Source organism: Actinoplanes sp. NPDC051343, from assembly GCF_044455125.1.
In the GTDB taxonomy this organism is placed as follows: domain Bacteria; phylum Actinomycetota; class Actinomycetes; order Mycobacteriales; family Micromonosporaceae; genus Actinoplanes.
Genome location: NZ_JBITEL010000013.1, coordinates 142296 through 155162 on the forward strand (window position 1 = coordinate 142296; position 12867 = coordinate 155162).

The following is a 12867-nucleotide window of genomic DNA, read 5'->3' on the forward strand; positions in this document are numbered from 1 at the left end:
AAGTGGAGACAGAATGGCAGCAGTTCTCAGAGCCGAGGGCCTGTACCGGTCATTCGGTCATGTGATGGCGCTCGGCGGCGCCGACTTCGATATCGATTCCGGTGAGGTCGTCGCCCTGATCGGCGACAACGGTGCCGGGAAGTCCACGCTGGTCAAGGCGCTCTCCGGAAACCTGGTCCTCGACGCGGGCACGATCGAGTTCGAGGGCAAGCAGGTGGTGCTCGATTCGCCTGCCGCGGCGAGCCGGCTCGGCATCGAGGTGGTTCACCAGGATCTCGCCCTGGCACCTCATCTCAATCCGGCGCAGAACATGTTCCTCGGCCGGGAGATCCCGGCTCGCGGCCTGCTCGGCCGCCTCGGCTTCATGGACAACAAGGCCATGCGGGACCAGACCCGGGACGGTCTGGCCGATCTCGGCGGTACGGTCCGGGCGTTGAACGCACCGGTCGGTTCGATGTCCGGCGGGCAGCGGCAGCAGATCGCGATCGCGCGGGCGATCGCCTGGGCCAGCAAAGTGGTCTTCCTCGACGAGCCGACCGCCGCGCTGGGCGTGGTGCAGACCCGCAACGTCCTCGATTCGATCAAGCGGGTGCGTGACCGTGGCATCGCGGTGGTGTTCATCTCGCACTCGATGCCCGAGGTGCTCCAGATCGCCGACCGCATCCAGGTGATGCGGCTCGGCAAGCGGGTCGCGACCTACCGGAGCGGCGAGACCAACGTGGAACAGCTGGTCGGGGCGATGACCGGGGCGCTCGACTTCAAGTCGGAGAGTGCAGCATGAGCACGGATTTCGTGGACGAGTCGCCGTCCGTCTGGCGGCGCCTCGGAGAGACCCAGGCGGTGTGGATCCTCGCCGTCCTGGTGGTGATCGTCGCCTTCTTCGCGATCGCCGGCGGCAACCGCTTCCTGTCCGGCGACAACTTCTCCCTGATCAGCCAGAACCTGGCCGTGCTGGCGGTGCTCGGCGTCGGCATGACCTTCGTGATCATCACCTCGGGCATCGACCTGTCGATCGGCTCGGTGCTGGTCTTCGCCTCGGTCATCTCGGCCAAGCTGATGGCGGCCATGGGCGGCGGCGGCGCCGGGGTGGTGATCGTCGGGATCGTCTCGGCGATGGTGGCCGGCGCGGTCTGGGGCTGGCTCAACGGCTTCCTGATCGCGTACGCCAAGATTCCCGCCCTGATCGTCACGCTCGGCACGCTGTCGGCCGCGCTCGGACTCGCGTACGTGCTGAGCAAGGGCGTCAACATCAGCGTCGACGCGACCTCGCTTACCGACTTCGGCATCTACACGAGATTGCTCGGCCTGCCCGCGCTACCGCTGCTGGCCCTGGTCATCGTGGTCGTCGGCGGGATCGCGCTGCACCGCACCCGGTTCGGCCGTCACACGTACGCCATCGGCAGCAACCAGGAGGCGGCCCGCCGGGTCGGCATCCGGGTCGACCGGCATCTCATGTTCATCTACCTGCTGACCGGCATCCTCGGCGGGGTCGGCGCGGTCATGTACCTGGCCCAGTTCGGCACCACGACGATCGGCGGCCAGTCACTCACCAACCTCAACGTCATCGCCGCGGTCGTCATCGGCGGCACCTCGATCTTCGGCGGCTACGGCTCGATGTTCGGCACGATCGTCGGCCTCTTCATCCCGGCCGTCCTGCAGTCCGGCTTCGTGATCATCGGCGTCGACCCGTTCTGGCAGGGCGTGGCGGTCGGCGCGGTGCTGATCGCCGCCGTCTACGTCGACCAGTCCCGGCGCGCCGCGGCCCAGCGCGGCGCCCGCAGATCTTCCCGCCCCAAGGAAACACCCCGGGAGTCCCCTCGGCAGATGGAAGGAAGTAACCAGGTATGAACCGGCGCAACCTTCTCGGCATCGTTTCGCTCGGCACCGCGGTCGCGGTCGTCGCGACCGGATGCTCCTCGACCAAACCCACCGACTCGAACGCGGGCGGTGGCGGTCAGGTCGTGGTCAGCGGCCAGCCCTCCGCCTCGTCCACCGCGACCGTTCCGCTGCCCGACAAGGCGAAGAAGAACTACAAGGTCACCTTCATCCAGGGCGTCGAGGGCGACCCGTTCTACATCACCATGCAGTGCGGGATCGCGGCCGAGGCGCAGAAGCTCGGCGTCACGGTCAACACCCAGGGACCGCAGAAGTTCGACCCGGCCCTGCAGAAGCCGATCTTCGATTCGGCGGTCAACGCCAAACCCGACGCGATCCTGATCGCGCCGACGGACGTCAAGGCGATGCAGGCGCCGCTGGCCGCGGCTGCCGCGGCCGGTACGAAGATCGTGCTGGTCGACACCACGACCCAGGACCCGTCGTACGCGGTGTCGGCGATCGCATCGGACAACGTGGGCGGCGGCAAGGCGGCCTTCGACGCGATCAAGCAGCTGGCCCCGCAGGGCGGCAAGGTGCTCGCGATCTCGGTCGACCCCGGCGTCTCGACGACCGACGCCCGGGTCAAAGGCTTCGCCGACGCGGCCGGGGCGGACAGCAAATACAAGTACGTCGGCGTGCAGTACTCGCACAACGACCCGGCGACCGCGGCCCAGCTGGTGACCGCCGCCCTGCAGAAGGACCCGGACATCGTCGGGGTCTTCGCGGCCAACATCTTCTCGGCCCAGGGCTCGGCCACCGGCATCCAGCAGGCGGGCAAGAAGGGCAAGGTCAACGTGGTCGGCTTCGACGCCGGCCCGGACCAGGTCAAGGCCCTGCAGAACGGAACCGTGCAGGCGATCATCGCGCAGCAGCCGGGCTACATCGGCACGGTCGGCCTGGGCGAGGCCGTGGCGGCACTCGACGGCGGCCAGATCACCAAGACGGTGCAGACCGGCTTCTCGATCGTGACCGCGCAGAATATGAACGGTGACCAGAAGGACGCGCTCTACAAGTCCTCCTGCTGAGCGGGTCGCCGGCCACTTCGGACTGGGCTCGGTGATCGGCGTACGGCGGATCACCGAGGGCCTGATGAACCCGAACTGGCAGCTGTCGACGACCAGCGGGGTGTACGCGATCAAGCAGTTGCGCGACGCGGACCCCCCGGCCGGTCGTCGGCAGCAGTCGGTGCTGCCGCTGCTGGCCGCCCAGGGGCTGCCGGTTCCCGAGGTGATCGGGGACCAGGTCGGCGGCCACTTCTACCTGGTCGCCCCGTGGATGCCCGGCATCCACCGAACCGGAAGCTCACTGTCCCCGGACGCGTGCCGGGCCCTCGGGGACCTGGTCGGCCGGATCCACCGCGGACTCGCCGCGATCCTTCCGGAGCCGCCGGTGGTGACCGACGAACCGCGGACCGTCCACGACGCAGGGGCCGAACTCGAGCGGTTCGGCCGGGCCGCGTCGGCCGGGCGCGACGACTTCGACCGGGCCGCGGCGGCCGACATCGGCGAACGGCTGCGGCTGCTCGACGAGGTCGGCCACCCGCGGCCGGCCGACGAGCCGGATCTGCGGCCGGTCGGGTGGACGCACGGCGACCTCAACGACCTCAACCTGCTGTTCGAGGGCGACGAGGTCAGTGGGGTGCTCGACTGGGACCGGCTCGGCGTCCGCGCGTACGGTCTGGAGGTCGTGCGGACCGCGACCCTGATGTTCGATGTGGGTGACCTGGGCCGCATCGCGGCCTTCGCGGCGGGTTACCGGGGGCGCTTCCCGATCGGGGACGGCGCCCTTCGCGATGCCGCACACCGGCGCTGGTGGGACCTGGTGACCGAGACGTGGATTCTGCGGCTGCACTATGACCGCGGCGACCCGGGCTGCGACCACATCCTGCCCCGGTCGGCCGCGTTGCGCCGCTGGTGGACCGGCCATCGGGACGAGTTCGACGAGGCGCTGGAGTAGGCGGCCGGCACGCCTACCGCGGCACCGGAGTCGTTCGACCGGCGACCCGCAACGGATCGCTGAGCAGGTCGGCGAAGGCCAGTTCGGCCGCGCCGAGCAGGGTCGTGTCGGCGGCCAGGGCGGCCACCCGCAGCCGGGTGCGCTCCCGGGAAACCGGCAGCACGTGCCGGGCGATCCGGTCGGCGATCGGGCCGGCCGCCGCGGCGTACACCTCGCGCAGCGTGCCCCCGAAGATCACCACGCCGGGGTTGAACAGGTTGATCAGGCTGGCCACGCCGATTCCCAGCCAGTCGCCGATCTCCGCCAGCGCCTTCCGGGCCATGGGCCGGCCGGCGGCGGCGTCGACCAGCACCTCGCGTACGGCCTCCCAGCCGGCCTGCGCGCCGCGACCGGCCGCCTCGAGCAGGGCACGCTCGCCGGTCTCGGCCTCGAGACAACCGCGCGAGCCGCAGAGGCACGGCCTTCCGGCGTACGGGTTGACCAACATGTGCCCGACTTCGCAGCCGTAGCCGCCGTCGCCGCCCAGCAACTCGCCGCCGACCAGGATGCCGCCGCCCACCCCGACATCGCCGTGCAGATAGATCAGGTTCGGCGACCCGATGCCCGCGCCCCGCTCGAACTCGGCCCGCGCACCCAGGTGGGCCTCGTTGCCGACCGCGACCGGACGGCCCAGGCCGAGCGCCCGCTCCAGCTCGGCGCCGAACGCCTGATCGACCCAGCCGATCTCGGGTCCGTACCGGACGGTGCCGTCGCCGGGACGGATCAGGCCGCAATAGGAAGCGCCGGCCCCGACACAGGTCGCGCTGCCCGGGGCGGCCGCGGCCAGCTCGCGCCCGAACCCGGCCAGCACGTCGACCACGGTCTCCAGATCGGCCCCGGCCCGCGGCCGCGGCGCCTGGCGCCGATCGAGGACGCGACCACCGAGCCCGACCCGGGCCGCGACCAGACGGTCCACCGCCACGTCGAACGCCAGCACGAAAGCGCGGTCGGTCAGCGGCCGCACCACCAGCGACGGCCGGCCCGCACCGGTGCTTCCGGTCGGGTGCTCCTCGGTCACCAGGCCGGCCTGGGTCAGCTCGGCGGTCAGGGCCAGAATCGTGCTGCGGTTGACCCCCATCCGCGCGGCGAGCGCCGCGCGCGACAGCGGGCCCTGCAGGTGTACGAGCCGGAGCAGCGTACCCGGGCTCGTGCGGACGCGGTGCACGTCAATCCCTCGAGGACTCGTGGCTGAGCAGCTCGCGGCGCCGCTTCCCCCAGCCACGGGTCTCCTCGACGACGAGCTCGTCGATGTCGCGTACCAGCTCGCGCTGACGTTCCGGCGTGCGCTCCTCCGGCGGCAGCAGCCGATACTGCGTGAGCAGGGCCGACGAACGCGACCACGCCTCCGAGTTGGCGAGCCAGTCGGCGTGCCAGTTGAAGACCCGCCGCATGCCGGCGAGGAAGGTGACCGTCGCGGCCACGACGGCGGTCACCCAGGCCGGTGCGGACAGTGCGGCGAGGACGGTCGCCGCGCTTCCCAGCAGCAGCGATCCGCCCTCCAGCAAGGTGTAGCGGTAGCGGTTGCGGCGCATCCGGCTCAGGTAGTACGCGATCTGCGCGGCCGCGTGCACCAGGGCGCGGTCCTCCATGTCGGCTTCGGTCATCCGTCGATCGAGCTCGGCCGGGTCGGGACCGCGGCCCCCGGCACCACGCAACTTCATCGAAACAGTGTGCCGGTTGCGTGGGCACCGAGTCAGCAGGTGGCTGCACCGCTTCCGGCACCCCACTTGCAGGCGTCGACGGTCGCTCCCCGGCTGTTCCGAAGGACGGCTGTGTCACCGCCGTCGTTCCAGATGTAGCCGGTGCGGCCCCAGTAGCGGTGGGCGACGCTGTTGGTGCCCTTGCCGGTGTGCACGTAGGCCGACCCGGCCCGGTTGAGCCGGAAGGTCGACGAGAAGGTGTAGACGTGCCCGGCGGCGTCGCGGATGGTCCAGCCCCGGAGGTCGACGGTCGCGTCGCTGCGGTTGGTGACGACCACCCACTCGCCGTTCAGGCTCTTCGCCCGGTACTGGACCTTGGTGAACTCGACGCCGCCGCTCGGGGCCGGCAGCCGGGTGGCCGGGGCGCCCAGAACGGTCAGGTTGCGGCCGGCCGAGTAGCCGGCGAGCACCCCGTTCGACGGGTCGGCTCCCACATAGGCCCGGAAGGCGTGCGTGCCTCCCGGAACGTTGCGGGCGGTGGCCGTGAAAACGCCGCCGTCGCCGGTCTCGCCGTTCGCGATCGTCGTCCACGTGCTGCCGGACAGGTTCACCTGCAGCTGGGCGGTCAGCGTCGGCTGGCCGGGCGAGGCCTCCACGCGCGCGTCGACGGTGTTGGCGCTGCTCGAGCTCAAGGTCAGGGCCGGGTCCTGCTGGATGCGGACGGTCAGCTTGTTGGACCGTACGCCGTTTGCGACCACCTGAAAGTAGAAGCCGGAGTCGAGAATCCGCTGCAGCCGCCAGTGCCCGCTGCTGTCGGCGGTGGCGGTGACCGGCCCGCCCCCGTTGGCCCAGTCGTCGGCCGGCTCCAGGTCGTCGAACACGATCGCGGTCTCATACAACTCCACGGTCGCGCCGGGCCCCGCGGTGCCGCTCAACTCAACCGACCCGTAACCCACCCGCACACCGGGCCCGGCAAGCGTGGGAGTAGTAGCGGCATAGGACGGCCCGGCGATCACCAGCGCCGCCGCAGCCCCGGCCGAAACAGCCGTAACTACCAGCTTCTTAATCATTCCGGCAGCATAGGTATTGCTAACTGTCCGTAGTGATAGCTGGTAGGTCGGTTTTGGAAGCCGTCAGGACACCTCAAAAGTGGCCTTTCGGCGGTGGCTGCCGGCTCCGGGCGGCCGATCGATCAGCTCGACGTTCTGGAGGGTCGGCTCGTCGAGCGGCACCCGGTACCGATAGGTGATCCCCTCGTCCCGCACCACGAAGTCATCGGCGTCCGGCCGCCGCCAGGTCAAAATCATTTGCCCGTAGCGCTCGGCCAGCTTCACCAGCGCGGGGAAGTTGCCCACGTTGACCACCGGCTTCCCCGGCGGCGACATCATTGGCTCCACCGGGACTAGCAGGGTGGGATAGCGGCGTTCGATTTCTTCCCGGGTCCGGACCGGGCCGGCGCGACGGGCGAAGAGCGCGATGATGATGCCGCCCGCGGCTCCGAGCAGCAACAGCAGCGATCCCATGGCGCGCGCGCGTCCGGCGGTCATGAAGGGATGGCCGAAGAATCCGATGGTGCGCAGCAGGGTCTCTTTCGACGGGGTCGACACGTTCTTGAGACTGCCCTCGCTTAGCGTAAGGGTCATCGGGTTGAGGGCGAGGCCCAGTGACGCGGAGTAGGTGCCCCCGTCGGGCGTCTTGACCACGGGATATAGGCCGACGGTCACAGTGCCGGGATCGAGCTCGATGGCTTTGGCGGCTGCCTCGACCCGCCGCTGAATGGCGGTCAGATCGAGGCCGACGGTCCTATCGAAGACCGTGCCCGAGAACGTCGTCGCCGGTTCGCCCGGCAGCGTGGTGTGCCAGCCGCTGGTCGCGGACAGCGTTGTCCGGACCGCGAACGAGCCCGGCGGGCCGGCGTAGCGCATCTGGACGGCGACCTGGTGGGCTAGCTTACGAAAGATCGGGTCCGGCCCGTTCACGACCGTGCCGTCATAGGCGGGGGAGCGCGGGACCTGGGCGGAGTACGAGAAGTTCAGCGATTGCGCACTGCCGGTCGTGCGGGTGACGGTGACGGGCTTGATCCAGCCCAGCACGGCGAAGGCGACGCCGAGAACAGCAGTGAGGGCCGACATTGCGGCGGCGGCCCGCCACGCCGGCGGCAGACGCATGGCCCCGCGCGCGAGCGCGAGCAGCATGGCTTGCGGGCTGCTGCCCTGGGACATCGCTTTCACCTTCTTCTTCCTGCGCCCACGCGGAATCTCCCGTCGGCTGCGGGGCCCCCCGCTGCCGCTCACGAACAGGAAGCTGAGCATCCCGAGGCCGCTCGGACTGAGCAGCGGGTGCAGCCAGAGCTCGCCCTTGGGCAGGTGCAGGAACGCGCGGCCGATCAGCCGGTCGGCCTTCGGATGCACCGGGTCGACGGATTGGTTGTTGTCCCCCTTGAAGACGAAACCGGTGGCGGCGTCCCCGCCGATGATCCGGTGGAGCACCTTCTGACCCGGCTGAGTGCCATGATATGCAACGATCTGGCCGACTTGGTACGAATCTTCCTTAACCACGAAGACCAGATCGCCCTGGTAATAGAGCGGGTGCATGCTCACGCCGTAGGTGGCGACATAGGAGACCTGGCCCGTGACGACGGCCCAAGCGCCAATGGCCGCCATCAGGATGATGGCGGCCAAGGCGAGTGGTTTAACCCCGGGGCGGATGGTGCCTCCCGTTGAGCAGCGCCTGGTGGCGCCGACTGCCGCATCCATTAGACACGGCCGGGCCCGGTCCCCGAGGAAAACTGATCAGGAGACCGTGATGGTCACGCTCGTGGGGTTGGGGTAGTAGGAGCCCGCTTCCGCGACAGTGGTGCTTGCGCTGCTGACCGCGCAGGTCGCAACGCCGGTGCCCGTGTTGATCGAGCTGCAGTAGAAGCCGTTGGCCGCACTGGCAGAGTGGAGAGTCGTGCCGGTGGAGATGGTGACCGTGGCGGTGGTCGGCAAGCTCGTCGTGTCGAAGGTCAGCGTCGCGAGAGACACACCGGTGCCGGTGCTGCCCGGGGTGAAGTCCAGCTTGTCCAGGGTGGCTCCCAGAACAGTGACGCTCTGGGAACCGCCGAGCCAGCCGTTGTCCCGGGCGTCGGAGTTGACGAGGTTGGTGGACAGGCCGCCGGCGGTGAAGGCGGTCGTGCCGGCGGCGACGGCACCGGCGACGGCGACACCGCCAAGAAGCTGAAGCATGCTCATGCTGCGCATAGGATCGTTCTCCCTGTTCGGTAGCCACCGGCCGGTCGGCCCCTGGCTGAAACCCGGCTCCGCCGGGTCCTTGCTGGTGTAGGCGAACTTCCGTGCCCGCCTCGGACAACTGATGAATCGGCCGAGAGGGCGATCAGGGTGAACGTTTGGCGGGTGTTTTTCTGACAACTTGCTGTGGGTTCGGCACAGGCGTTGCCCTGGGTCCGCCGGGGCACCCTCAGCCCCGGTACGCCCACCCCGGACACCTGCCGTGAAGGCGTCTGAGAGAGTGGCTCAAATGGGCGAACGGGTACTCGAAGCCGACTGCGGCAGCTGCGCCGGCCTCTGTTGCGTGGCCCCGGCGTTCGCCAAATCGTCGGACTTTGCCATCGACAAGCCGGCCGGTCGACCGTGTCCCAACCTCGAGCAGGGAAGCTCGCGGTGCACGATTCACGAGCGGCTGGACGAGCGCGGCTTTCACGGCTGCGTCGTCTTCGACTGTTTCGGGGCCGGGCAGCGGATCACCCAGGAGATCTTCGGCGGGCGGGGCCGGCGCGACGAGCCGGACATGCTGGCCGTGCTGCCGGTTGTGCGTCAGCTGCACGAGCTGATGTGGCTGCTCGCCGAGGCCCTGAAGCTCGACGAGGCCCGGAAGTTGCACGCCCGATTGCAGACGGCTCTGGACGAGACCGATCGGCTGGCCGGCCAGGAAGCGCCGGAGCTCAAACGGCTCGAGCTCGACACGTACCGCAGGAAGCTCAACCCCCTCCTGCAGCAAGCGAGCCGTCTGGCCCGGGGCGGCACGCCCCGGAAAGATCACGGGGGTGCCAATCTGATCGGGCGGCGGATGCGCGGTGCCGATCTTCGCGGGGCGAGCCTGCGTGGGGCGCTGCTCATCGGCGCCGATCTGCGGGACGCTGACCTGCGGCGGGCCGACTTTACCGGTGCCGATCTGCGCGGGGCCGACCTGCGGGGGGCCGATCTGACCGGGGCTTTGTTCCTCACCGCGGCCCAGTTGCGCGCCGCCGTGGTGTGACGGACAGCGTCAGCCAGGCCCGCCACCCCTAGGATGTGAGAATGGTTTGGCTGCTGACCGTTCTCGGCATCGTCGGTCTGCTGCTTTTCGACTACTTCTTCCATGTCCGGCGCGCGCACGTGCCGAGCATCGGCGAGGCGGCCCGGTGGACGGCGATCTACATGTCGATCGCGGTCCTGTTCGGGCTGGGAGTCACGGTCTTCGGCGGCGGCGACATGGGCACGCAATACTTCGCCGGTTACGTCACCGAGGAAGCGCTCTCGGTCGACAACCTTTTCGTCTTCCTGCTGCTGCTCGGCAGCTTCAAGGTGCCGCGCGCCGACCAGCAGAAGGTGCTGCTCGTCGGCATCGCCGTGTCGCTGGTCGCGCGCACCGGGTTCATTCTTCTCGGCGCCGCCCTGATCGACTCGTTCGCCTGGGTGTTCTACGTGTTCGGGCTGATCCTGCTGGTCACCGCCGGCAACCTGCTGCGCCAGCAGGGCACGGAGGAAGAGGCGCCCGACAACATCATCATCCGGGTGGCGCGCCGGGTGCTGCGCACCTCCGACACCTACGACGGTGACAAGCTGTTCAGCCAGCAGGGCGGTCGGCGGGTGATGACGCCGATGCTGCTGGTCATGGTGGCGATCGGCGGCACCGACATCCTGTTCGCGCTCGACTCGATCCCGGCGATCTTCGGCCTCACACAGAACGTCTACCTGGTCTTCACCGCGACCGCGTTCTCCCTGCTCGGCCTCCGCCAGCTGTACTTCCTGATCGACGGGCTGCTAGACCGCCTGGTCTATCTGTCCTACGGCCTGGCCGCGATCCTGGCCCTGATCGGCGTCAAGCTGATCCTGCACTCCATGCACGAAAACAACGTGCCGTTCATCAACGGCGGCCACCCGGTCGAGGTCTTCGAGATCTCGACCGGGCTGTCCCTGGCGATCATCGTGTCGGTGCTGCTCATCACCGTCGTGGTGTCGCTGCTGAGCGCGAAGGGCCGCGCCCAGATGTACACGGCGGCCGCCCGCCGGCACGCCCTCGAGTTCCTCGGCATCGAGACCGACCCGGCCTACTGCGACGAGATCTTCCACCGGCTGCTGACCGAGGAGGCGCACCTCAAGTCGCTGCCCGAGCGCTACCGCGAGAAGGTGCGCTCGGAGGACGAGCTGATGGACCTCATCGGCCGCGCCCACACGCTCCACGAGCAGCGGGTGGCCGAGGGCACGTGTTTCGCCCCCGGCGTGGCGGTCCCGGCGAAGGGCCGGTCGCGACGGCGCCCGGTGGGCACCGCACCCCAGGTGGTGGGAGACGCCCGCGGGCGTACGCCGGAGAAACGGCCCCGTCCCTCCGAAGGCTGACCTGGTCAGGCGTTACGCGGCCGCGTGCCCTGGTCGTCGCCGACCGGCCGCTGACCGGTGGCGCGGGTCCGGGCCGAATTCCCGGCGAAGCGCGCCGCCGTACGCCGCGCCGCCTCCGCCCGGTCGTCGGCCGCCGGACCGTTGTCGCCCTCGGCCAGGAACGACGACAGGTTGGTGGTCTGCGTCTCGTAGCGTTCGAGCGACTGCTCGGCGCCCGCGTTGGCCGAGACCAGGCTGGCCACCCGGGCGGCCAGGTCGGCGGCCCTCGATGCAAGGTCGGTGTATTCGGGCTCGGGCGCCCGGACCGGCCGCGCCGCCGGGAGCGGATGAGGTGCCGGTATCGGCTGCGGCGCGGGCTGGTAGTCCGCGTACGGGTGCGGCTCATAGGCGGCCGGCCGCTGCCCGGCAGCGTAACCGCCGCGATCGCCCGGGTAATCGCCTTGCCCGCCCGCCTGCCCGCCGTGCTCAGCCGCGTATCCGTCCAGCCCGCCCGGGTGCTGGCCGTGCTCGGCCGGGTAGCCGCCTTGCCCGCCCGGGTGCTCGCCGTGCTCGGCCGGGTAGCCGCTTTGCCCGCCCGGGTGCTCGCCGTGCTCGGCCGGGTAGCCGCTTTGCCCTGCCCCGTATCCGCCCCGTTCGGCTGGATAGCCGTTTTGCTCAGACGGGTAGCCGCCTTGCTCGATCGGGTGCCCGTCCGGCTGGCCCGGGTTGCGGCCCTGCGCGTCTGCGTAACCACGCTGTTCGGCCGGGTAGGCCGCTTGCCCGCCCGGGTAGTCGCCGGGCCCGTTCGCGTGGCCACCGGCGCCTGCGTAGTCGCCCTGCCCGCCCGCGTAGTCCGGGTAACCGGGTTGGGCGCCACCTTGCGGGCTCATAGGGAAGCCGCCCTCAACGGCCGCGAAACCCGTGCTGCCCTGCTCGCTCGGGTAGCCGCCGGCCGCCTGCGGCTCGCCGGCGTAAGCCGCGTAGGCGTCGTAGCCGGGACGTCCTTCTGGCAGGTATTCGTCGAGGAAGGGTTCCTGCCCCCACCCGGCCCCGGGCGAGAGTGAGTCGACCTCGAGCGCCGGCCCGGTGCGGATCGGCCCCTCGACCTCCATCGAGCCGAGCAGTGAGACCGTCTGCCCCTCGCCGCCCTGGTAGTTGTTGAACTCCGGCCCGATCACCAGCCGGGACAGCATGCGGGTCTGCGGCGCCGCCAGGCCCAGTTCACCCGAGTGTTCGACGCGGAACCGGGCGATCGACTGGCGCAGCGCATTGGCCAGCCGGTCGGCGTCGCCCACCGTGGCCAGGTCGCCGCCCGCGACGACCAGCGCCGGGAACGTGCCCCCGGGTCCGTTGCACACCAGCTGGATCTGGGTGACCGTGGCCGAGCGCCCGGTGTCGCGGTTGCCCGGCTGCACCCGCAGGTGCTGTGGCCACAGCCAGTGCAGTTCCCCGCCGGCCTGCCCGTCCGGGTCGACGAAGACCACCCGGGTCTCGGTGACGACGACGCCGGTCTCTTCGGGGAGGGTCCAGCGGGGGAGTGAGGCGGGCTCGTCGAACGCGTATTCGGCGACCGCGCATCGGCCGGTCCAGAGGATGCGCTCGGTGCCGAGCGATTCCTGCAGGCTTCGGACCGGCTCGGGGCCCGAAGCGGACAGGAAGAACATGTCGGGCACGGCGCGCCTTCTCCCCCAGTTGGGTCGCGCCCCAGACGCGCGACCTCCCGTCGATTACAACCGCGCGTCATTGACGGCGACAAGTCGGCGCGGCGTAATCACACC

General features: G+C 70.0%; 12 protein-coding genes. 6 read left to right on the forward strand and 6 right to left on the reverse strand.

Annotated features, from left to right (window positions below; translation table 11 throughout):
* The first annotated feature begins 13 nt into the window (after window positions 1-13).
* Genes ACIA5C_RS36090 through ACIA5C_RS36105 form a run of 4 tightly spaced genes read left to right on the forward strand, consistent with a single transcriptional unit; the run spans window position 14 to window position 3831 of the window.
* Window positions 14-781: an ATP-binding cassette domain-containing protein gene (locus tag ACIA5C_RS36090; protein WP_396063160.1), complete on the forward strand. Its 768-nt coding sequence runs from the start codon at window positions 14-16 to the stop codon at window positions 779-781.
* Window positions 778-1848 (forward strand): ABC transporter permease, encoded by a 1071-nt coding sequence (locus ACIA5C_RS36095; RefSeq protein WP_396063162.1) that lies wholly within the window; start codon window positions 778-780, stop codon window positions 1846-1848. Before ACIA5C_RS36090 ends, ACIA5C_RS36095 begins: the two co-directional genes overlap by 4 nt.
* On the forward strand, window positions 1845-2900 hold the full coding sequence (locus ACIA5C_RS36100; protein ID WP_396063164.1) for an ABC transporter substrate-binding protein: 1056 nt from the start codon (window positions 1845-1847) through the stop codon (window positions 2898-2900). The genes ACIA5C_RS36095 and ACIA5C_RS36100 overlap by 4 nt, the downstream gene beginning before the upstream one ends.
* On the forward strand, window positions 2863-3831 hold the full coding sequence (locus tag ACIA5C_RS36105; RefSeq protein WP_396063166.1) for a phosphotransferase: 969 nt from the start codon (window positions 2863-2865) through the stop codon (window positions 3829-3831). The genes ACIA5C_RS36100 and ACIA5C_RS36105 overlap by 38 nt, the downstream gene beginning before the upstream one ends.
* Window positions 3832-3844: 13 nt before the next feature.
* On the opposite strand, the gene ACIA5C_RS36110 is transcribed toward ACIA5C_RS36105, so the two are convergent.
* From ACIA5C_RS36110 to ACIA5C_RS36130, 5 genes are all read right to left on the reverse strand, one after another.
* Complete coding sequence (locus tag ACIA5C_RS36110; protein WP_396063168.1) at window positions 3845-5035, reverse strand: ROK family protein; 1191 nt, start codon at window positions 5033-5035, stop codon at window positions 3845-3847.
* Between the two features lies 1 nt (window position 5036).
* Entirely contained in the window at window positions 5037-5531 is a 495-nt protein-coding gene (locus ACIA5C_RS36115) for a DUF4231 domain-containing protein (RefSeq protein WP_396063170.1), read from the reverse strand.
* Window positions 5532-5563: 32 nt separating this feature from the next.
* Entirely contained in the window at window positions 5564-6580 is a 1017-nt protein-coding gene (locus ACIA5C_RS36120) for a lamin tail domain-containing protein (RefSeq protein ID WP_396063172.1), read from the reverse strand.
* 63 nt (window positions 6581-6643) lie between these two features.
* Window positions 6644-8191: a signal peptidase I gene (locus ACIA5C_RS36125; RefSeq protein WP_396063174.1), complete on the reverse strand. Its 1548-nt coding sequence runs from the start codon at window positions 8189-8191 to the stop codon at window positions 6644-6646.
* Between the two features lie 111 nt (window positions 8192-8302).
* A complete protein-coding gene (locus ACIA5C_RS36130; RefSeq protein ID WP_396063176.1) occupies window positions 8303-8743 on the reverse strand; it encodes a hypothetical protein in 441 nt (146 codons plus the stop codon).
* 286 nt (window positions 8744-9029) lie between these two features.
* On the opposite strand from ACIA5C_RS36130, the gene ACIA5C_RS36135 reads away from it, so the two are divergent.
* Together ACIA5C_RS36135 and ACIA5C_RS36140 are read left to right on the forward strand one after the other, a co-directional pair.
* Window positions 9030-9767: a pentapeptide repeat-containing protein gene (locus ACIA5C_RS36135; protein ID WP_396063178.1), complete on the forward strand. Its 738-nt coding sequence runs from the start codon at window positions 9030-9032 to the stop codon at window positions 9765-9767.
* A gap of 41 nt (window positions 9768-9808) precedes the next feature.
* Window positions 9809-11110, forward strand: a complete 1302-nt coding sequence (locus ACIA5C_RS36140; RefSeq protein ID WP_396063180.1) for a TerC family protein — start codon at window positions 9809-9811, stop codon at window positions 11108-11110.
* A gap of 5 nt (window positions 11111-11115) precedes the next feature.
* Here ACIA5C_RS36140 and ACIA5C_RS36145 read toward each other — a convergent pair whose 3' ends face one another.
* Window positions 11116-12762 carry a hypothetical protein gene (locus ACIA5C_RS36145; RefSeq protein ID WP_396063182.1) on the reverse strand — a complete coding sequence of 549 codons (1647 nt, stop codon included), beginning with the start codon at window positions 12760-12762 and terminating at the stop codon, window positions 11116-11118.
* Window positions 12763-12867 lie beyond the last annotated feature (105 nt).